The organism is Candidatus Endolissoclinum faulkneri L5, assembly GCF_000510265.1.
In the GTDB taxonomy this organism is placed as follows: Bacteria; Pseudomonadota; Alphaproteobacteria; order Thalassobaculales; family Thalassobaculaceae; genus Thalassobaculum; species Thalassobaculum faulkneri_A.
In genome coordinates this window covers 73,087-95,307 of the sequence record NZ_CP006745.1, presented here as the reverse complement: position 1 = coordinate 95,307, position 22,221 = coordinate 73,087, and the positions used below count along the sequence as shown (strand labels likewise).

At 34.8% G+C, this 22,221-nt stretch carries 13 protein-coding genes and 3 tRNA genes; 10 read left to right on the top strand and 6 right to left on the bottom strand.

What is annotated here, in order from left to right; translation table 11 throughout:
* Window positions 1-560: 560 nt before the first annotated feature.
* The 3 genes from P856_RS00325 (at window position 561) to cysS (ending at window position 5,151) form a co-directional block, all read left to right on the top strand.
* Window positions 561-2,237 carry an NAD+ synthase gene (locus P856_RS00325; RefSeq protein WP_025300200.1) on the top strand — a complete coding sequence of 559 codons (1,677 nt, stop codon included), beginning with the start codon at window positions 561-563 and terminating at the stop codon, window positions 2,235-2,237.
* A gap of 48 nt (window positions 2,238-2,285) precedes the next feature.
* The gene (locus tag P856_RS00320; RefSeq protein ID WP_025300199.1) at window positions 2,286-3,629 is read left to right on the top strand and encodes a glutamate--tRNA ligase; all 1,344 of its coding nucleotides are present in this window, start codon (window positions 2,286-2,288) and stop codon (window positions 3,627-3,629) included.
* 124 nt (window positions 3,630-3,753) lie between these two features.
* Window positions 3,754-5,151 carry a cysteine--tRNA ligase gene (cysS, locus tag P856_RS00315; RefSeq protein ID WP_025300198.1) on the top strand — a complete coding sequence of 466 codons (1,398 nt, stop codon included), beginning with the start codon at window positions 3,754-3,756 and terminating at the stop codon, window positions 5,149-5,151.
* A 1,776-nt stretch (window positions 5,152-6,927) separates the two neighbouring features.
* On the opposite strand, the gene P856_RS00310 is transcribed toward cysS, so the two are convergent.
* A complete protein-coding gene (locus P856_RS00310) occupies window positions 6,928-7,659 on the bottom strand; it encodes a Bax inhibitor-1/YccA family protein (RefSeq protein ID WP_025300197.1) in 732 nt (243 codons plus the stop codon).
* Window positions 7,660-8,223: 564 nt separating this feature from the next.
* Here P856_RS00310 and P856_RS00305 point away from each other — a divergent pair.
* Window positions 8,224-9,648: an amidase gene (locus P856_RS00305; protein WP_025300196.1), complete on the top strand. Its 1,425-nt coding sequence runs from the start codon at window positions 8,224-8,226 to the stop codon at window positions 9,646-9,648.
* A gap of 619 nt (window positions 9,649-10,267) precedes the next feature.
* On the opposite strand, the gene P856_RS00300 is transcribed toward P856_RS00305, so the two are convergent.
* The 3 genes from P856_RS00300 to P856_RS00290 all read right to left on the bottom strand — a co-directional run bounded on the left by P856_RS00300 (window position 10,268) and on the right by P856_RS00290 (window position 10,835).
* Window positions 10,268-10,344: transfer RNA gene (locus P856_RS00300), tRNA-Arg, on the bottom strand.
* Between the two features lie 48 nt (window positions 10,345-10,392).
* Window positions 10,393-10,698, bottom strand: coding sequence for an NADH dehydrogenase ubiquinone Fe-S protein 4 (locus tag P856_RS00295; RefSeq protein ID WP_025300195.1), 306 nt, complete (start codon window positions 10,696-10,698; stop codon window positions 10,393-10,395).
* A gap of 63 nt (window positions 10,699-10,761) precedes the next feature.
* Window positions 10,762-10,835: transfer RNA gene (locus P856_RS00290), tRNA-Pro, on the bottom strand.
* 1,631 nt (window positions 10,836-12,466) lie between these two features.
* On the opposite strand from P856_RS00290, the gene P856_RS00285 reads away from it, so the two are divergent.
* From P856_RS00285 to P856_RS00275, 3 genes are all read left to right on the top strand, one after another.
* Window positions 12,467-12,907: a nucleoside deaminase gene (locus tag P856_RS00285; protein WP_025300194.1), complete on the top strand. Its 441-nt coding sequence runs from the start codon at window positions 12,467-12,469 to the stop codon at window positions 12,905-12,907.
* A 1,475-nt stretch (window positions 12,908-14,382) separates the two neighbouring features.
* On the top strand, window positions 14,383-14,739 hold the full coding sequence (locus P856_RS00280) for a TIGR02300 family protein (protein ID WP_144079711.1): 357 nt from the start codon (window positions 14,383-14,385) through the stop codon (window positions 14,737-14,739).
* A 100-nt stretch (window positions 14,740-14,839) separates the two neighbouring features.
* Window positions 14,840-14,915: transfer RNA gene (locus P856_RS00275), tRNA-Ala, on the top strand.
* A 351-nt stretch (window positions 14,916-15,266) separates the two neighbouring features.
* Here P856_RS00275 and P856_RS00270 read toward each other — a convergent pair.
* Both P856_RS00270 and P856_RS00265 read right to left on the bottom strand, forming a co-directional pair.
* Entirely contained in the window at window positions 15,267-15,923 is a 657-nt protein-coding gene (locus tag P856_RS00270; protein ID WP_025300192.1) for a DUF502 domain-containing protein, read from the bottom strand.
* A 316-nt stretch (window positions 15,924-16,239) separates the two neighbouring features.
* On the bottom strand, window positions 16,240-17,724 hold the full coding sequence (locus P856_RS00265) for a carboxypeptidase M32 (protein WP_025300191.1): 1,485 nt from the start codon (window positions 17,722-17,724) through the stop codon (window positions 16,240-16,242).
* Between the two features lie 1,369 nt (window positions 17,725-19,093).
* Between P856_RS00265 and ybeY the strand changes: the two genes are divergently transcribed.
* The 3 genes from ybeY to metK all read left to right on the top strand — a co-directional run bounded on the left by ybeY (window position 19,094) and on the right by metK (window position 22,163).
* Window positions 19,094-19,651: an rRNA maturation RNase YbeY gene (gene ybeY / locus P856_RS00260; RefSeq protein ID WP_081713418.1), complete on the top strand. Its 558-nt coding sequence runs from the start codon at window positions 19,094-19,096 to the stop codon at window positions 19,649-19,651.
* Window positions 19,648-20,286 (top strand): CBS domain-containing protein, encoded by a 639-nt coding sequence (locus P856_RS00255; protein ID WP_025300189.1) that lies wholly within the window; start codon window positions 19,648-19,650, stop codon window positions 20,284-20,286. The genes ybeY and P856_RS00255 overlap by 4 nt, the downstream gene beginning before the upstream one ends.
* Window positions 20,287-20,996: 710 nt before the next feature.
* Window positions 20,997-22,163, top strand: a complete 1,167-nt coding sequence (gene metK / locus P856_RS00250) for a methionine adenosyltransferase (RefSeq protein WP_025300188.1) — start codon at window positions 20,997-20,999, stop codon at window positions 22,161-22,163.
* Window positions 22,164-22,221 lie beyond the last annotated feature (58 nt).

Below are 22,221 nucleotides of genomic sequence, written 5' to 3'. Positions count from 1 at the left end.
TAAAATATTATTTGAATCATTCTACTAAAAAAACATTAATTAACATTTCTATAAAATTATAGTAACATATGTGAAAAATGAAACATTAATAAATTAATGCACTAAAATAGATTTTTCTTATATATACAAAAATTAATGGATAAAATTATTAATTTAAATTTTTTTCGCAAGAAAGATCTCTAGACTAGAAAAATTAAGTGTATAGCAAATAGTATAAAATTGACGCTGAAAATATAGTAGTATCCACTGTGCTCTAAAAAGCAACTTGCTATTAATTATTTAGCTACCTAAAAAGCTTAATAGAAAATTGTTTATCATCTATTTCTCCATTAAAAAGCATATGCTAACTCTGAATGTATATATAGAAAAATCGTTTATATATCCAATCAATCTTCCTAATTAATATTCAAAACAATTACTATGTCACGAGTTACCTAAACTAATTTATAGTAAATTATCTAATTTTAATAATTAAGAACATGATATATAGAATTGTATTATAAAATTAGTAAATTAGCCTATAAACAGCTACATACTATAAAACACTTAATGAATTTGCTATGAAAAAAAGATTTCTCATTACATTAGCGCAACTCAATCCTTGCGTCGGTAATATTGATGCGAACGTAAATAAGTTACGCAAAGTACGTGCTCAAGCTGCTACCGAAAACGCTGATCTCATTCTAACACCAGAACTTTATATTTCTGGCTATCCACCAGAAGATCTAGTGCTTAATTCGATGTTTATTAGTGAAATACGTAACGCGGTCGAAAAATTGCTTATCGAAACCGCCGATGGTGGGCCAGCCATTCTGCTCGGTGCTCCATGGATAGAAAAAGATAAAATGTACAACGCCGTGTTGCTATTAGATAAAGGTAAATTGCAAGCAGTCCGATATAAAGTAAACCTACCAAATTATGGTGTGTTTGACGAAAAAAGAGTATTCAACAGTGGACCAATCCCTAGCCCGATAGAAGTACGCGGTTTGCGTCTTGGCGTTCCGATCTGTGAAGATATTTGGACACCCGATGTAGTAAAGAACATTAAAACGGGCGGTGGAGAATTTTTATTGGTTTCTAATGGTTCTCCATTTGATAATCAAAAAATGAATAATCGCTTACAGAATGCCATATCACGTGTAATTGAAAGCAAATTGCCAATGGTTTACTTAAACCAAGTTGGTGGCCAAGACGAAATAGTATTTGACGGTGCATCATTTGTTCTAAACACTGATCAAAAGGTGTCAGCCTATCTTCCTGCTTGGGAAGAATCGATAGTTACTACAACCTGGACGCGTGGACTAGAAGGTTGGTCTTGCGCGCAGACTAACACAATAAAACCAAAATATGGTCTAGTAGCTATATATCGTGCTATGGTACTAGGCTTACGTGACTACGTAGCCAAAAATCGTTTTCCTGGCATCATCTTAGGAATATCTGGCGGCATTGATAGCACGCTGTCTGCGACCGTAGCAGTTGATGCTTTAGGCGCAGACAAAGTACGTTGTGTCATGATGCCATCTCCATATACCAGCAATCATAGCTTAGAAGATGCGTTAGAAGTTGCTAAGCGGCTTGGAGTTAAGCATACTAATATTAGTATTAGCTCAGCTATGCTAACGTTTGAGAGCATGTTAACTAAGCATTTAGGTGTTATATCGCACGATCTCACTGAAGAAAATCTACAAGCCCGTTTACGTGGCATCATCCTAATGGCTTTATCTAATAAGTTTGGATACATGGTGCTATCTACCAGTAACAAATCAGAAATTTCTATTGGATATACGACTTTATACGGTGATATGTGCGGCGGCTATTCAGTATTAAAAGATGTATATAAGAGTACAGTATTTAAGCTCTGTCGTTGGCGTAATTCTAATAAACCAACCGATTGCTATGGACCAAATGATACATGTATACCTCCACACATCATTAGTAAACCGCCTTCTGCTGAATTAAAGCCAGGACAAAAAGATATAGATACCATACCTATATATTCAGTGCTAGATAAAATATTAATTCATCTAATCGAAAAAGAAACACCATTAGCTGAGATCATAGCTAATGGTTATGATAAAGACACTGTGCTACAAGTGTGGCGTATGTTGAATCGAGCAGAATATAAGCGGTACCAATCCCCTCCAGGAGTTAAACTAACTTGTCGATCTTTCGGCAAAGAAAGACGCTATCCAATCACTAATGCATTTACTGATACATATAAGCTAAGGGATATTTGACAAGCAAATACTATAATTTTATACTGTTAGACAATTAAAAGGGGTTTTATGGCAGTATTTGTCCGTTTTGCTCCAAGCCCAACTGGGCTTCTGCATGTTGGAAATACCCGTCAAGCGTTAATCAACTGGCTATTTGCCCGCGCCCATGGCGGTAATTTTATGTTGCGCTCTGATGACACCGATGCTAAACGCAGTACAGTTGAATTCGCAGAAAAGATAAAGCGAGATCTAAATTGGCTTGGCATTACTTGGGATGTATTCTCTCGACAATCTGACCGTTTAAAACGCTATGCTGCTGAAGCGGAAAGACTAAAGCAAATGGGATGGTTGTACCCGTGCTATGAAAGCGCTGAAGAACTAGCACTAAAACGAAAAAAACAGCTATCTGCTGGCAAACCACCAATATACGATCGATCTGCACTTTCCTTAAGTTATGATGAAAAAGCAGCAAAAAAAACCAAAGGCATATTACCATACTGGCGATTTAAGCTAAATCATAAAATAGTAACTTGGAATGATATAATACTCGGTAAAAGTGAACGAGATATGGCTTTGCAATCCGATCCAATTATGATACGTACCGATGGTAGCCCAGCTTATTTTATGGCCTCAGTAGTCGATGATATTGACTTTTCTATTCTTTACATCATACGCGGTGAGGATCACGTAACTAATTCCGCCACCCAAATTCAAATTTTTCATGCACTAGGAGCGCAACCTCCAATGCTAGGACATACTTCATTAATTGTAGGAGCGGATGGCTCTAGCTTATCCAAGCGTCTTGGAAGTATTAGCTTAGAAGAATTGAGAGAAACGCACAAGTTAGAAGCAATGGCTATTAATTCTCTTTTATCTGGACTAGGTACTAACAAGATTGTGCCTGCAAACACATTAGGCCAAATTGTCGAAAACTTCGATATCACTCGCTACAGCCGAGCAAATCCACATTTTATCTTGGATAACCTAATACAAATTAATAAAAAAATTTTGCAAGAAACATCTTACAGTGACGTTGCTGATCGTCTTTTAGATCTAGAAGTTAATGGTGGAGCAAGATTTTGGAATGCTGTACGCGGCAATATAACTAGACTATCTGAAGTCAAAGAATGGTGGCTTCTGCTTAACACTCCAATCAAACCTATAATTGCTGCAGAAGATAGTGCATTCTGTATTACAGCTGCTGATTTGTTACCAGCCGAAGAGCCTAATGCCAAAACTTGGGATCTTTGGATTACTGCGATAAAATTAAAAACTGCTCGAAATGGTAAATCATTATTTATGACTTTACGCAAGGCTTTGACGGCAAAAGATTATGGACCGCAGCTTAAAGATATTTTGCCTATGATGAATCGTAAAAAGATAATTGCTAGATTGCATGGAGAAATTGCTTAGATAGAAAGATTAAAACCCTTGTTCTTTGTTCCATTGCTATTGTAATTTATTTGAATGTAAAAATTGACTATTGAGCATGCCTGCTGTTGTTGAGACACAAAGACATACCTTCGGAATCCAAGACATGAAGCTCAAGATTACCAATACCCTTATGCGCAAAAAGCAAGTATTTCACACAATAGATCCATTAAATGTGCGTGTATATGTCTGCGGCCCGACAGTGTACGACTACGCTCATGTAGGTAATGCGCGGCCTGCTGTAGTTTTTGATGTTTTAGTCCGCGCGTTGCGTCATATTTACGGCAATGCCCATGTTACTTACGTTACTAACATCACCGATGTTGACGATAAAATTATTAATCGTTCTAAGGAGCGATGCATAACAATGGAGGCACTGACTAAAGAAATAATAAATATATATAAAACAGATATGGCTGCGATTGGCGTTAAAAAACCTGACGTACAACCACGTGCTACCGAATATATTGGACCAATGATTGCTTTTACACAAAGATTGATTAACCTCGGACATGCTTATATTACTAATAATCATGTGCTATTCAATGTGCGTTCTACAGCTAATTACGGTCAATTGTCACATCGTTACGAAAAAGACTTTATTGCTGAATCACGAATCGATGTACTATCCTTTAAACGCAACCCATCTGATTTCGTTCTATGGAAGCCCAGCGCAAATGACCAACAAGGATGGGATAGTCCATGGGGTTACGGGCGACCAGGTTGGCATGTAGAATGTTCAGCTATGGCTGCAGATAATTTAGGTGAAACATTTGATATCCATGGTGGCGGAATTGACTTGATATTTCCGCATCATGAGAATGAACTCGCCCAGACCAGCTGTGCTTTTGGCCATGGCACTATGGCCAATTACTGGATGCATAACGGTTTCGTGACAGTAGAAGGCAAAGTAATGTCAAAGTCGCGTCATAACTTTTACACGATCCGTGATTTACTCTCTAGATGGCCAGGCGAAGCAATCCGCTTTTTGCTACTCTCTACTCACTATCGCCAACCATTAAATTTTTCTAAGTCTGGTCTGTATGAAGCTAAAACCCAGCTCAACAAATTATATGGTACAATAAATCGAGCACGAGAATCAGGATATACCCCGCAGTGTAGTCTAGTTCAAGACAATAATCTAGTGTTATCTGCTTTATGCGATGACTTAAATACGCCTTTAGCGCTAACTGCTCTACATCAAATTGCTCGAAAAATAAATATCGCTCTTAACAACAAGGTCTGCGATTGGGAGATATCCGATCTAATGTATAAATTACTAGACTGGAGTAAATTACTAGGCTTGCTCCAAAGCGATCTTAAAGCTTGGTTTAAGGGAGATGGAAAAGAAGACGAAGAAATCGAAGCATTAATTGCTGCCCGCAATGCTGCCCGTAAAGCGCATAACTTTAGAGAAGCTGACAAAATTAGAGATAAATTTAAAGCACGAGGGATAAAATTAGAAGACGGAGCTGCTAATACCACTTGGAAGAAAATAAAGTAGGACAAGGTAGCAGCATTGTTTTTATCAAGGTTTCAAAATTATTGATTGTTCTATCATAAATTTATATTGTTTGATTAGTGTAACACGCTTTATCAAGAAAAACACTACGGATTAGTAGATAATAATCGCTAATTATATTATACGTGATTCTACTACTCTACTGTAAAAAACAAGCGATACTTATATCATGTCAGCTATTAATTATAATAGCTGACATGATATAATTCATAATAGCTCAATTAAGAATACAAAGAGCTAACTCTTCCTTTGCTGATTAATTTACAGTAGTAACTTGTTCGGTGATCTATCAACGCCAATAAAAACAATCAACTTTTCTGAAAATACAGATTAGGTATTCTCTTTTGCGATTAACGGTAATAAGTACACTTTTTATAATTAGGAAAGATATCAATATAAGTAGCACAATTATCGTACTCAATACTTTTAATCAAGTAAAGCATTTTATCCAATGTACTTAGCATTAGTATTAATTTATTATATCAAATAAATTAATACTAATGCTTTGCCTAGTTTTGCTAGATAAACAAAAAATAAGTCACTTACCAAGACTCTATGCTTTAATATAATTAAAGCTAGCATATTTTTATCAAAGTAAACTAGTCAATATTAGCTAAAAGATAAATCCACTAACTTTATTGTAAGTTTGCCAATTAAATCTTATATTTCAATAAATTAACTAAGAATAACTCAACCTTTCATGGCATTATTAACCACATTTTATTTTTTTACAAAAAAATCTTATTCTAAACAAAATTATTAAAAAAATTAAATAATATATTAAGTAAGTATTAAATGGCTAAAGATTTATAATAAATTTTAATAGGTAATATTTTTACAAGAAAAACAATCTAATGTCCAGCTCAGATAAAAAATAATACATTACAACCTACATACTAAACTCAAATATTTTATTGAATTTTATTTAGTATTGTCGGACAGAGGGAATAAAATAATTATTGGTATAGAGGAAGTGATTTTTTTTAAAAAACAACATTACTATTTAGTATAAAATTTAACCACAACTTATGCTTGCTAAATATTTATGCCAATTCACTCAAAAAAAATAACTAGCGATACCTAAAATTATTTAATAATAAATTTTTAAATTAATAAAATATTATTAATAGATCTATTGTCAAAATAGTTAATGAGGCAATGCTATCAATAGCCATAAATATTACTCATATAATCTTATTATAAATAGGAATCAACATCTTAAGTTTGGCTATTTTAAACCAGAGGTTTTATCCTATAAGATAAAATAGCATAAAAATAAACAATATACAGTTCATTAGAGATAAGCTTATTGATCTCGACTCCAAGCAGCAATCGAAATAATAAATTATTATTGGCTAAAAAATATTCAATAAATCTAATTCATCAAAAAAAAACCACTTATCAGCCTATCTTATTATTCAAATAAAAAAGCTAAAATTCAGCAAAACAACAATAACTATCTAAATTGTACTGATCACAACGTCTTTAAGCCCTCTAAAACAAATAAAACTAAATTATTAGTGTGCAGAGAAATAGAGAAATATCTATCCTAATAATAGGGTGCTTTAAAGACCCATACATTTAACTTATAAAGCAAAATATTAAAAATACCACAAAAATGCATTACATCCTCTATAAAGAATATAAGATACGATATAAAAGTATTGTCCTAAAGAAGGTATAGTAAAAAAACTCATTAATCTAATATAATGCGAAGAGGAATAAGCAAATTATAGCAAATTCCTCCCGCAGTAAAAATCACTCACGATTGCCAAAGAGTCGGAGCAAAAACAAGAACAGATTGATAAAATCGAGATACAAAGTTAGAGCGCCAATAATTGTTTTTTTGGTAACAACGCCAAAGCTGTCTATCTCGTTGTACATCTCCTTGATGCGCTGCGTGTCATAGGCAGTTAGGATTGAAAATACTAATACACCAGCAATCGATATTGTAAACTGCAAAGCGGAAGATGCCAAAAATATGTTCACAATACTAGCCAGCATCACTCCAAACAATCCCATCACTGCAAAAGTACCAAGGCCGGAAAGAATTTTCTTTGTCGTATAGCCATATAGGCTTAAACCTGCAAAAGCTGCCGCAGTGATAAAAAATACTCGCGCGATGCTTTCAGCAGCATAGACAAGGAATATCGATGCAAGAGACAATCCCATCAAAGAAGAAAAAACATAGAATAAGATCCTTGCAGAAGAAAGCGACATGCTTGCGACTCGTGCGGAGATCAGGAGGACCATAGCAATTGGTGCTAGCATAATTACCCAGCGCAACTCTGACATGTAGACCGCTTCACCAAAAGAGGTCAAAGATCCGTCCTGGAATGATAACATAGCAGTGCCAGAGGCAACAACGCCAGTTAAAATCAGGGCCGCAACCATGTGATTATAAACGCCGAGCATGTACTGGCGCAGACCAACGTCATATCCAGCGACATCAGCTTGTGACCGAGACATTGTTTGACGATCGTAATTCATATAATAACCTCATTATAAATCTACCCCAGCGCATGCCGGGTAACTCCGGAACATAGAAATAAGATCAGCAAGCACTTGCTTCAACTATTTTTAACCCCAAAGTTTACTAACAAAGTTCTGCTAAAAGTTAACAGCATGTTCCTAGTATTGAGCAAATTGCTCTCTTTAATTAAGCTAAAACAAATAATCCGTTTCCTCTTCCTCGTGTTATTTGTTCAAAACAAATTTCCAACTATAAATTCAAACCCTAAACCCAGTTTATTCTCTAAACCCAGTTTATTCTATTGTATTATTGTATGTTACTCAACTCATGCACATTACACACTAAAAAACAAATCTACTAAAGAAGAAATTAATTACGTTAACATGTTTATATCACTAAAATTGATTTAAGAATGTTAACTTAACAGCTATGATTACTCTAAAATGTATATAATCCATGTATTGTCTACAACATCCTTTGCTTTACTTAATTGTAAATTAAATTATCTACCACGATTACATCAAGCTTGGTGATTGTTCGCCAGGCAAATATATAAAAACTTATCGAATAAGTGACTGAGTATGTATTTCGATGAATATCAAGATCAAGATGCTCTTGGACTGGCAAGACTAATTCGGAAGGGTGAAGTTTCAGCCACTGAAGTAGTCCTTGCTGCACTAACACGAGCCGATGACATCAATCCAAAAATTAATGCTATAGTTTCAAGACGCGATGATATCGCTCTTGCTCAATCATACGCTCCATTAATAAATGAACCCTTTGCTGGCGTACCTTTTGTGTTTAAGGATCTTGATTGCTGGCAAGAAGGCTGGTTAGCGGAATATGGCTCTAAGCTTTGGCAAGGATTTATCGCTCCGATTGATTTTACTTATACTAAGCGAGTAAAAAAAGCTGGGATGATTCCTATCGCTCGTACTACCACGTCAGAGTGTGGGCTTAGTATTTCTACCGATACTAAAGTTTACGGCTTGACTCGTAACCCCTGGAAACTTAATCACTCAGCAGGAGGTTCATCAGGAGGAACTGCAGCAGCGGTAGCTGCTGGGATTGTACCTGTAGGACATGCCAGTGATGCTGGTGGTTCAATTCGCATTCCAGCTGCTACATGCGGACTATTTGGATTAAAGCCAACGCGAGGACGGAACCCACTGGGACCATTATTAAGTGAGGACTGGGCTGGATTAGGTACCCAGCATGTAATATCACGCAGCGTCCGGGATAGTGCCGCGATATTAGACGTTACTCATGGTTTTGAGTTAGGTGACCCATATTTCTGTCCTTCACCAATTCAACCTTTTCTTGCAGAAGTTACAGCTAAGCCGGATAAATTACGTATTGCTTATCACACAATAGGCCTGGGTGGGCAACAAATAGACTCAGTAAATAAATCCGCTATATATGACGCGGTCAATTTGTTGGAAGATTTGGGACACGAAATAGAAGAAGCATATCCCATGGTAAATGCAGAAATATTAAGTAAGGCAATGCTCACCATAGTTTCAACCAACCAAAAACGAATGCTTAATAAACGATACTTCCAGCTGGGGCGCCAACAAGAATACGGTGATCTAGAGGAAGTCACTATAGCTTTTGCCGAATACGCTGCGAAAGTCTCCGCAATCGACTATGCAGAAGCTATCTTTGCCTTTCATCAGCTTAGCCGTTGTTTTGGAGAATTCTTTGAAGGCTACGATATATTGCTATCTACCGTTCTCGCAAATCCTTTAATAAAAATCAATACTGCTCATACAGGGTATACTTCGGCAAAAAGCTTTCTTGAAGAAAGCTGGCAGTCTATGCCAGTTACTCAATTTTTTAACATGACAGGTTGTCCTGCTATGTCTGTCCCTCTCTTCTGGTCTAGCCAAAACCTACCTATTGGTATACATATGGGTGCCGGTTTTGGTCGTGAGGATATGTTATTTCGCCTTGCATCGCAACTTGAGCAAGCAAGACCATGGTTTTTCAAAAGACCGAAACTATAAAAAATTTCTTCGGAGCTAATGATCTATAATCAATATTCTAATGATCTATAATCAATATTATAAATCATTGCTATAATCCTACACTACAAAAACTTTAACAGCAACACTAGTGCAGGCAAACTATTAAACAGAATAAATCCAAATATTTATTGGGAAGAAATCAATACAACACTGTTATTCGATTAAATTTACTCTTATTTACTCCTTAATACTTTGTCAATTTTCATCTGTTGAAGCATATTTTTAAATTTTTCTGTTTTGTAGAGAACCATACGAATCACGATCTAATGCATTTCAGTGAAAAATATGGTTTAAATTATTTATCCAATAAATTCTTGGCTAAATACTCAAACAAAGGCCGATAAATATTAATTTTTAGAGATGTAAAATCTTACAGGTTAGACATACCTTATATGAAGTGTTAACTATAAGTTAATTGAGTTAAATGAAATATTTAATTGAATTAAATAAAATAATTATTATTCAAAATAATACTGATTTTTCTTAAAAACAAGATTCAATTACTATGACTTTTGTCTAAGTATTACAATGTACAATAATTTAAAATTAGATAAAAAAAATAACCCAAATCAATACTAATTGACTAAACTCCAGCAGCTGGCGTGCCCAGCAGGACTCGAACCTGCAACCGTTCGCTTAGAAGGCGGATGCTCTATCCAGTTGAGCTATGGGCACCCGTAAACATAGCTTCACCATTAATGCATTGAGAACAACGACCAACGTTCAGTGAGTCCATTGGCTACGGCGATTAAAGGCAAAATTATGAGCGTAGGATTTGGGAGTTAGCTTGTGCTCACGCGAGTCCTGCAAATTGAAATTTAATCCATTTCTACGCGCAAATGCGACAGCCTCTTCCTTACTGTCAAAAGTAATGCGAATTTGATTATTAGTATCTTTAGCTGATACCCAACCCATAAGCGGCTCAGGAATGCGACGAGAGTCCGGACAGCACTCCAATATCCAAGCTTTATTCTCCCCCCAAGCAGAGTTCAGCGCAGTTTTTCCGGGTTTATAAATCCGAACAATCATAAAATTACCTCTTAAAATTTAAGAAGCTGTACAACATCACACAAAAACAAGCCATTGCCCTAATCGGGGTGGACGGATTCGAACCGCCGACTTCCTGCTCCCAAAGCAGATGCGCTACCAGGCTGCGCTACACCCCGTTAATAAACTATACAGCAAGAGATTTAGTATCTACAAATTAACACCGTTGGAACTTTAGATCACAGCAATTAAACCTTAAAACTTCAGTATGTTTGCGCTTTTGGCTATTACTCAACAATCACACTGCTTTTTTCATTTCTTGTCGTAGAATCTGCATTTGCTGGAGCCAATCAGTACAATACTAAAGAAAACACAAAAAATGTAATAATTAGCTGAGTCTGCTTCAAAACTTCTTTGAACTAAGCAGTGATCAGCAAATAACGTCCAAGAAAATATAATATTACTTAAAACTTTATCAAGCTCATTGTTGAGTTAACAATACCATCTGTAATACTTATTCGTACCTTACTGATAATAACTTATTCATACTTTAAATGCGAATCCAGTTAAACATCGTTTCATCGGCAATACACTAGTATTAACTCCACGACAATACTTTAAGTAGCTTAAGTAAATTAAGCTTGTAACTAAGACTACTTAGCAAGTAATTTTCACTAGTATTTAGGAAAATTTTTAGGCATTGCCTATCCGGCAAAACTAACCAACAATAAATTGGCTATTAATCGAACTTGATATATCTAGGAATAAAATATTAGCGCTTAAGTAATGCCACTTTAAATTAAGTGCACTATAGCTGTTAGATGTAAAAAACTTGCCTGCATCTTACTAAGAATTGTATTATTAGTAATTATAAAACATTTTAAATTTGGCTTTACAAGAGTTTACAAGAGCATGTATGCTGAATTGCTAGAAAATTAGGTGTTTTAACTTAAACCACATAGAAGAACTGTATCACTACTAATAAATACAAATTATAAATACAAATTAAAACATATCGCACCAGTAATTTACTTAATTTTTAAATAATTTTTTAAGATTGAGAATGCTCTCTTTAGTAAGGAATTTAGATTTTAATTAAGGTGTGTTTTAATTAAGGTGTGATCGAGGTCGTTAATTATTTTCAGCAACTTAATTAATTAGATAATCTAAGTATAAATGAAACATTCATCGCGTACTATATTGTTTAAAAATTAAACAGAACATTACTACTTTTCTTACCGCAACATAATTTATTTAAATTAGCATTTGCTGTATAGTTTACACTAACAACACTTTGGTTGCATCAATTTAAACAAAATTTTTAACTCTTTGTATTTTCATTACATTCATTACAAATTATTAATTTAGTGATTTTTAATCATTAACTAGGATTGAATTTAAATTGAAAATACTAATTACCCTCAAGATTTAGATCATATATTTTAAGCGTTACTTTACTACAGAAACTTTCACTATCTTAGTGATAACTTTCACTATCTTAGTGATTTTTCTATCTCAAATCCTAAAAATATAATGCAAAGAACAATGATTAAGTTTTAATTTATACCGAATATATTTGAATACTAGACTAGATTATTAATAATGCTTGACCTAAAATGTTTATTTTAATGCTAACTCATAATTAGAGCAATAGCCAAAAAGATTAATTTTACTAAAATTCTATTCTATATTGATTAAATTTTCATGGAGTAAAACGTAACATCTTGCGAACGGATATAAGTAACTAGTGCTTAATAAGCGCATAAATCAGCTTAAATATAAATTAGGTAAGACTTCATTAAATTCTCCTATGGCTATAGCCCTTGATCTTGCCCAAATTGCTGCCGAAGTCGGTGAAGTGCCAGTAGGTGCAGTAATAATTGACAAATCTGGACGACTAATCGCCCAAGCACATAATCAGGTGGAAACCCCTCCTGATCCAGTAGGTCATGCTGAAATTTTAGCATTACGAGCAGCTGCTAAAATAATTGGATCACCTCGATTAATACAATGCGATCTAATTGTAACACTGGAACCATGTGCGATGTGCGCACAGGCAATCGCACATGCACGCATCCGTCGACTAATTTTTGGTGCTTATAATCAAAATAATGGTGGAGTAGAACATGGAGCACGTATCTTTAGCCAACTTTCCTGTCATCATCAGCCAGAAGTTATTGGTGGCGTTGAAGAAACTGCTGCATCTTTTTTGCTTAAGGATTTTTTTATTTCTAAAAGAAATAAAAAATAATTAACTACAAACAGTATTTTATTACAATTTTAATTACTTAATAATAATTAATAGTATTTACCTTATTAATATAATTAGATTGGATCTTTAATAATTATAAACACTGCTTTATATCTTTAAACTATTCTAGATTAGCAATTATTATTTGTAATTAACTGGCATTTATATATTTTATGTTTAACTCAAGTTACTCACTTAGATATTTAATAACATAACTTTCTGCTTAACTTAAGAAAGTTAATTGTCTTCATCTCAAATATTAGTAAAATAATTGTTAGTTAATTTTGGATATCCAAGATATAAAGTCTCTATTAACACTACTATTATAGATTATAGACTTGATTTTATAGACTGGATTGAACCAGTGACATGCAGTAGAATAATATTATATAAAATATCGTAACTATAAAATATCGTAACTGTTTATTCATTGCGTCAATTATTTTTAATAATACATATTATCATTTTATATTTAACTAAATATTTATCCTTAAAAACTTAACTTAAAAGCAATACATAATTAAAAATAAAGATTGCATGAACTTAATATTAATGATACAGGAATATAAGCTGTTTTTATTTTGTATAAGTAATAATCAAGTACTTGTCTTTATGATCAATTCATTTTGTTGCACTATACTGCGTAACTCTTCGCAAAGAGTTGATAAACAAGAATAGTTAATACAGTATAATTTATCGATATTTTTCTTACAAATTTTATTTATAGATTATAATTTCTGCTAAAAGAAGTATACTCATTGTGCAATTATTAATTTATTGCTAGTAACGAAGCATTTTTGATAAAGCGAAGTTCATATAGCGACGTCATATAGCGACATATATATAGCTAATAATATACATTAAATTACTATATATTTTAGTTACAAAATTTACATTTTTGTATGATTTATTGCAGATAGCAAATTAATTAAAAATATTAGTATTAAAAATATTAGTAAATAAATAAAAAATATTAGCAAATAAATCCAATACCTTTAATTATAGTTACAGAGACACAATTTATTTTCAATAAAAACCTTATCGGGGTAAAATTTTTAATTTTAGTAGTTTATCTATAAAGACGAAACATTTCTTCTTTTAAAGAGCGCTTGCCGGCCAAGCCTAAGAAGTGATTAATTTAATTTCACATGATAGCAATTAGCATATCACATATCTTTCTTAGTTAATCGAAATATTCGAATTAATGGTAGAATCTACTTGATTCAAGAAAAAGATTCGTTAAGTTAATCCTAGTTTTTAATTTTTTCAACATTATCAAATATAGACTATTGGATATACTTTTCAGATATTGTTTTATAGTATAAACGATTGATATAAAATTTACACTGATACTTAATTTAATGTCTTGTTGAGCTTTAATTCATCATGACAGCTTGTTTTTTTGAGTTTCTCTACCTAATAAGATTGCTGTCTGGTCTTTAGTTTAAAGTAGCTATAGCTAAGTGGAGTCAACCTTGGCGAAGCCTGAATGGGGAATCAAGCGAATATGTCAGTCCTGTGGGGCACGCTACTATGATCTTAATCTTTTGCCGATTACCTGCCCTACCTGCAATACTTCATATGATCCAGAAGCAATTTTGAAAAGTCGTCGCAGTCGAAGTGTTATTATGAGCGAAAAGAACCAAAGCTTTTCGCTGTATGAAGAGTCTGACCAGCTTGAAAATGAAAACGATAATGTTATTAGTGAAGAGAATGATGTTGATCTTCTTGATGACAATGCTCTAATCGCAGAAGATGAAAATGACGGTAACAATAAAGAGCATCGAATCAATTCAATCAATGAAGACAACCTGGAATTAAATGAAGAATAGCCAAGATAATTTTTTATATTAGTGATTTATTAATTCTTAGAATTTTGTAAAATAGCTTGAAATATTTGTGTCTTTATTCTTCGCTAATAGCGAGAAAAGGGGGGCCATAGCTCAGGTGGGAGAGCGCTACAATGGCATTGTAGAGGTCAGGAGTTCGAGCCTCCTTGGCTCCACCAGGGTAGTATTTTAGGAGGCAATTGCTGGTTTTTGTTTGTTTTGCAAATATTCATAACTAAACCTAATTTGAGCTTGCTGTTTTCCGATTACCGAAGATAATTAACTAAGTAAAAATCGAGTTTCGATTTTTAGCAATGGCATAAATTACCTTAACTTATGATAGATTAGCGTAGTTTATTTAGATGTTGTATTCAATTTGATAAATTATAGATTTAAATTTTAATGATTAAAATTTTTAAGCAAGCTAATAATTAGTCAGCGTGTTTAAAAAAGTATTTAATAATAATATACATCAATTATAATGTTAGCTCCAACTTATATCTTCCATCTTAATTAAAAAAATAATCATCTCAAACTCGCAATCTCTTTTTAGAACTACGATCTGGTGGTGTAATGATACCTCCTGATACCACCATCTTTATCCCCTCCTCTACTGTCATGGAAAGCACATAGCAATCCCCGCGTGGAACAAATAACAGAAAGCCCGAAGTCGGATTAGGAGTAGTTGGTAAAAATACATTCACGACGTCTGCTGTTGTTATAGTTTGTACTTCGCCCACAGTCTCACTAGTCAAAAATCCGATTGCCCAAATACCTCGGCGAGGATATTCAATCATCACAACCTGGCGAAAAGCTTTTGACTGTTGAGCAAGCACAGTTTCCAAAATCTGCTTTAAGGCACTATGAATATTGCGAATTAAAGGCATGCGGGCCATTAATCGTTCAGAAAGACTAACCAACCAACGACCAACTAGTCCTGCCGTAAAAGCACCGATAATTGTTAATGCTAAAACAGCAACTATAACGCCAAAACCAGGAATATCAAAAGGTAGATAAGTTTCTGGATTATAGCGAGCAGGTATCAAAGGAGTTACCCGATCGTCGATAAGATTAATGATCAACCAGGTGATGTATAAGGTAATGCCAATCGGCGCGGTAACTACCACTCCAGCCAAGAAATAAGTCCGCAGTCGTAAAAACATTACAGCCTTAAAACTAGACTTCATGTAGTATCATATCCTTATAGTAAAGGGGAAAATCAATAACGACTGCCCCAATCCGCAAGGTGCATTCCAAATTGACCAACAAATAAATAATCCGATTATCTCTTGAATAATATGAATTAACATTTTTTTAAATGCCAGAATAAAGCCGCTATGCTTTTCATTTTACGAACAAAAATCAATAAAAACATCGGTTAGCTAAAACTAACCGCCGCAAAATAACAATACTTAACATAAGCATAAATCGATCAATGGTGCTTATGTAGAAATGAGTAATATTGCTTAATGCAAATAGATTTAAAAGACCTAATATAAAGTATTACTCAAGATATCGATTCCTGATATGTAATAAGAATGGTATAGTACTCAGATTTGATCCTGTAGCCATACTAATGATTTCTTCGGTACTCTTAAAGCTGGCTAACTCATAGACATTCTTGCTTAACCAGCCTACTAAAGGATTAAAATCGCCTCGCCCAATCGCTTCAGGAATACATTGCTCATCACGCACTGCCGATTGGAAAAGTTGTGCTGCTGTCAGCGCACCCAAGGTATATGTTGGGAAATATCCAAAAGCCCCATCATACCAATGAATGTCTTGCAGGCAACCAACAGCATCATTGTGCGGAGTTACTCCGATCAGATTATACATTTCCGCATTCCAGGCTGACGGCAAATAAGCGACTTGCAAATCACCCGATAGAATAGCTCGTTCCAACTTAGTGCGCATAATCACGTGTAGCGGATAAGTTATTTCATCTGCTTCCACGCGAATACAACCGCGTTTTACTTTAGTACACATCCGAAATAAATTTTCTGGCTTCAAATTTATATTAAAAGCCGCACATACCCAGGATGATAGCAAATCAAGAAAAGCTTCCGAGCGACAGGCCTGCATTTCCATAAGCAATGACTGACTTTCATGAATTACCATGCCACGAGCGGATCCTACCGGTTGTGTACGCCAAGCAATAGGTAAACCACGCTCATATAATGCATGGCCAGTTTCGTGGATAATACCCATAATACTATTGATAAAACTGCTATCTTCGTAACGATTAGTAATGCGTACATCGTCGGGTACGCCAGCGCAAAACGGGTGCATAGATTCATCTAGCCGACCATAATTAAAATTAAATCCAATTGCCCGCATTACCCTTCGAGACAACTCTCGCTGGAGAGCGATAGGAAATGGGCCTTGCGGTAGTAATGGATCACCTCTAGTAGCTTGATGCTCTAGTACACAATTAAGCAAAGAAGGCAACTCGTTTTCTAATTCGCAAAACAATTTTTCGATACTATTGATCGAACATGCGGGCTCGTACCCTCGAAGCAAAGCTTCATAAGGAGTAATTTTCATTGCTTCCGCTTTAGCCGTAGCTTCTTCCTGAATCAGAGCAACTAGCTCTGCTAATGCTTTTAGCACAATAGAAAAATTAGCTTCAGTGCGAGCTTCACGCCAAAGAGTTTCACAGCGCAAACTAGCGCGAGATAAAGCATCAACTAGCTTTGAGGATAAAGCAATTGCATGACAATGTAGGCGACGCATTTCTAATAAATTAGCAGCACGCCAACCTTCTACCATTTCTTCCTCAGCAGCAGCCAGTTGTTCAGAAACCTCTGGTGCAGTCAAAAGTTCATGACGCAAAACTGATAGAGTCGCAAGTTGATCTGCCCTTGCATTACGTCCGCCAAACGGCATTAATACACATTGGTCCCAAATCAATACACTGGTAATTCCTGCAAGCGCGGATATACGACGAAATCTAGCTTCCAAAGCCTCTGTAGCAGGAGTAGCAGTCATATTCTAAACGCCCTTGAGGATCAAATAGGACGCTGTTATTTTTAACTGGACTAAGATCCAATAATGGACTAAGTTCCAATGAAAATAACAGAATTTTTGATACCAAAAAATAGTTTCTATAGCCTAGCTAAAAATAAACTTACGACAATGCCATCTAGTTGTTATTAGAAAAATCTGCTGTGCGCGATAGTAGCATAAAAAAACTTTTAAAATCAAACTTTGTGTACAAGCTGTACTTTAGGAGACTTTGAATAATTAAAAGTAACTAATGACAATGCCAAGACAAAAGTGCATAATCATCAAAATTTTTCAAGAACATTGCATATCAATAAAGCTAAAGATTCTATAAGCCTCTCTAAATAATATCTATAAGCCTCTCAAATAATATATGATTAAAAGTAAAATTTCATCTGCAATCTTTCTAAGGTATAAAGTTTTCTTGTTAATAATTTAAAGTGTATCCACTAAACACAAAATTTATTATACGCACTTTGCCACGCTTAATACAAAGATTACCATAGGTTAGTTTTTCATTCACATGATTTTTTAGCTAAATCCGTTTAAGTAAGAATCGTAATTTGCTTAAAGCAAGGGCAATAAATCATTAATAGCTTACGCAAATTTGCTGGATTGAATCAATCAATATCATGTCTACTTTAGCGACAATACTTTGTAATAATAAAGCTTGTACCAAGCGCAATAAGCAATAAACAGTAAAACATTTTAATGATTAAAAATAATTCTTTTCCTAGCAAATTAAAATAACACCTAACAAAGCTAGCATGGTGCTTTCTTTAATATTTAAAGTAATAGTGAATTAAAACATAGTTGTATCTATAATGTGTTAATTTATAATCTGTTAATTAGCTAAACACTGTAATTTCCTGCTAAACCAAGGTTTATAATACTTTTCAAGTAAAGTAGTGTTTTGAGCATTAGATTAACTTGTAATACTTATGAAAAACTTTATCACCTTCTTAATGAGCTAGCTATTTATCACCTTTATATCATTTAGGTGAAACAACGTTCCTTATTATATCTAGCCAAACTTTATACTTGATTGTTCCATAAAATAATGCGATGATTATCGATTTATGAATATTTTAGATTCACCTAATATCCGCTAAAAATTTTTAGGCTAGATTTTATCATCATTTTATAAACCTCTCTATGCAAGTTACTAAAACTATATTTAAAAAATATCATGTATATCAGTTACGTCTGCTTTGTTAAAATTCATCATTTTTACAAGTATTACAGTATTGATGTGATACGTTTTCTTAATTAATCGCATTTTTGCATAAGCAAAATATCTTACCAACAATATCTCTTATTATAGATATTTTCCCTATCAGTAGACAGCATATTTATGAATATGAAAAATTATTCTGCAGAGGACGATAGTTTTACTCGATCAAATACCTGGTTTTCAAGGAATTCTAAAATTATACTTTACTTATCCACTGCATCACCCGAGTGGAACCTGCATATCGCCAATATATATAAAATTGCAAAACAAGCTATTTTTTTGACTATTATTCATACTCAAGATGACGACGATCTGGAAGTTTCACTATTACTAACTAACGATAAAGAACAGCGTGCACTTAATCGCAAGTATCGTGGTAACAATAATGAAACCAACGTTTTGTCCTTTCCAACCAGTTTTCCTCAGCGCATAAAACCAAGGCCTATTGGCGATATCTCTTTAGCATTTGAGACAATAAACCGAGAAGCAACAGAACAAAATAAGACATTTATTCACCATACCAGCCATTTACTAGTTCACGGCACTCTCCATTTACTCGGCTACGATCACCAAGAAGAGATAGCAGCGAAAAAAATGGAATCTCGAGAACAAAAGATCTTAAATGAGCTCGGGATAGCCAATCCCTATGTCTGTAATAAACTTGATATACTTCCATGAGCGAAAATACCGCATGCGGCAATAGTAGCAGCTCATATCGTGGGCCACTTACAGAAGTATGGTTTGCTCTTATGCGCTCGATCGGGCTTGGACACAATGAAATCTCAGCAGTTAGTTCCTCACTAGAAGGGCTGATGGCATCAATTAGCGAAAGCGCATTACCACTTAACTCGAATGAAATAAATATTATCCGCAATCTGATCGGCATGCGCGATACTACTGCGCAAGATCTTATGATACCACGTGCTGATATACTAGCCGTTAATCAAAATACTAACTTATTGGTTATACTACAACAAATGATTGATAGTACTCATAGTAGCATCCCAGTTTATCGAGATTCTCTAGATGATGTCATAGGTATGGCACATATAAAAGACGTATTAGCTAATATAAACAAGGGTTGCGATATATCCGCAGGAGCATTAGTCCGCGATATTATGATCGTAGCTCCTTCTTCACGTGCACTAGATTTGTTACAGGAAATGCGCATAACCCAAAAATATATGGCGTTAGTAGTTGACGAATATGGTGGTATTGATGGGCTAATTGTCGTTGAAGATCTGATAAGAGAGCTACTTGATGTTAAAAGTGAGACTACCAAAGAACAGGCCCCATTAAACCATTCTGAATAACTATAGAGTCGCCTATGGGAATTAGAAAAAATAACTTTGGTAACCACCATAATGCTGGTTAGCACTCATTAAAAAATTTAATTCAATATGTTTATGGAATGTTAGTTTGTATTTATAATTGTGGATATAGCGTAATAAAACACTTTGTTATAGTTAACTTTTGTTATATAGCCAGTTATGTAATCTAGGCTTTTTCCAATAATCATGATATTGATAAATTAATTTTTTGGTTCAAAATGCAAATCACCGCTTTTATTAACTTGATTTCATAAATTATCTTATAATGGAAGGCAGAAAATATCTTGCAATGATTATTTTTTTATATTTTCCTCTTTACAAGAGCCTCCTTAGAAAGTGCTTTATATATCTTAACAAGAGCCTCCTTAGAAAGTGCATATAATATCCTACACGGAATGACTGACTAGTATAGAAAAATCATCTTCTAATTCTAAAAAGTCAGCTAAAGCAATAAAATTTTTAATGATAATGAAGATGGTTTTTGAGATTAATTTAGCATTTCTTCATATTCTAGAGCTAAAATTTTATGGCTAAGCTTGGAATTTTATCTTGAAGATGTAGAGAATATAGTTTACTAGGGATATCGATATAAAATTACTTTTTATAGACGGCATATACTTAGACGCCAATGCATTAAAAATTTATACATAAATAATTGTCAAAAATATTATCGACTATGACTGGAGGATGTGTTGACTAAGGCTAGATATCTATTCACAAGTGAGTCCGTCTCAGATGGGCACCCTGATAAGGTATGTGATCGGGTATCCGACACAGTAGTCGATCTTTACCTAAAAGCCGACTCATGCAGTCGCGTTGCCTGCGAAGCTATGGCAACTACAAACAGAATTATACTAGCTGGTGAAGTCCGGGGGCCAGCAAGCGTCACTCCTACACTTATTGAGGATGCTGTACGCGCTGCGGTAAAAGATATAGGTTATGAGCAAGAAGGCTTTCACTGGAAAAACGCTAGGTTAGATAACATATTGCACGAACAATCAGTTGACATCGCTGTGGGAGTTGATGCAGATAGCAATAAAGAAGAAGGTGCCGGTGACCAGGGTATTATGTTTGGTTATGCTTGTACTGAAACGGAAGTGTTAATGCCTGCTCCAATCCATTTTAGTCATGAAATATTACACAGAATGGCGATCGCCCGAAAAAACGGCTTGATGAATGGTCTCCGTCCAGACAGTAAAAGCCAAGTCACACTGCAATACGAAAATGGCAAGCCTGTGCACTGCACCTCAATCGTTGTTTCAACCCAGCATGATCCTGACCTTTCCCAAGAAGATGTGAGTAATTTGGTTTTACCTTTTGTGAAAGAAGTTATGCCAGATAAATGGATTAACGATGAAACATCATACTATATAAACCCCACTGGACGTTTTGTTATTGGTGGCCCAGATGGTGATTGTGGTATTACTGGGCGCAAGATTATCGTTGACACGTACGGCGGTGCTGCACCGCATGGTGGTGGTGCTTTCTCTGGCAAAGATCCAACTAAGGTAGACCGCTCAGCAGCTTATGCAGCTCGTTGGATCGCAAAAAATGTTGTTGCTGCTGGACTGGCAGAGAGATGTGTGCTACAGGCTTCTTATGCAATCGGAGTATCTCATCCGCTATCACTTTTCATCGATACATACGGTACCAGTAATGTCGATGAAAAGAAGCTCTCTAAGGTTATCAGAGAGATAATTGACTTATCGCCACGAGGAATCAGAGAGCGATTAGCCTTGAATAATCCGATTTACTCACCAACTGCCGCGTACGGACACTTCGGCCGTTATCCAGATAATGATGGTCACTTTACTTGGGAAAAGCTTGATTTAGTGGATGAACTAAAAAGAGCTTTTTAAAAATACGGAAATCGTTTTTTGTTAGTTAGATTTTAGGTTGTTGGCTATGCTGAAAGCA

Bases quoted from the DNA above. Each gene is read 5' to 3' on its own strand.
- P856_RS00285 (WP_025300194.1), top strand. From the start codon at position 12,467: ATGGCTATAGCCCTTGATCTTGCCCAAATTGCTGCCGAAGTCGGTGAA.
- P856_RS00255 (WP_025300189.1), top strand. From the start codon at position 19,648: ATGAGCGAAAATACCGCATGCGGCAATAGTAGCAGCTCATATCGTGGG.
- P856_RS00295 (WP_025300195.1), bottom strand. From the start codon at position 10,698: ATGATTGTTCGGATTTATAAACCCGGAAAAACTGCGCTGAACTCTGCT.
- P856_RS00320 (WP_025300199.1), top strand. From the start codon at position 2,286: ATGGCAGTATTTGTCCGTTTTGCTCCAAGCCCAACTGGGCTTCTGCAT.
- P856_RS00265 (WP_025300191.1), bottom strand. From the start codon at position 17,724: ATGACTGCTACTCCTGCTACAGAGGCTTTGGAAGCTAGATTTCGTCGT.
- P856_RS00270 (WP_025300192.1), bottom strand. From the start codon at position 15,923: ATGAAGTCTAGTTTTAAGGCTGTAATGTTTTTACGACTGCGGACTTAT.
- cysS (WP_025300198.1), top strand. From the start codon at position 3,754: ATGAAGCTCAAGATTACCAATACCCTTATGCGCAAAAAGCAAGTATTT.
- P856_RS00310 (WP_025300197.1), bottom strand. From the start codon at position 7,659: ATGAATTACGATCGTCAAACAATGTCTCGGTCACAAGCTGATGTCGCT.
- P856_RS00305 (WP_025300196.1), top strand. From the start codon at position 8,224: ATGTATTTCGATGAATATCAAGATCAAGATGCTCTTGGACTGGCAAGA.
- ybeY (WP_081713418.1), top strand. From the start codon at position 19,094: ATGAATATGAAAAATTATTCTGCAGAGGACGATAGTTTTACTCGATCA.
- P856_RS00325 (WP_025300200.1), top strand. From the start codon at position 561: ATGAAAAAAAGATTTCTCATTACATTAGCGCAACTCAATCCTTGCGTC.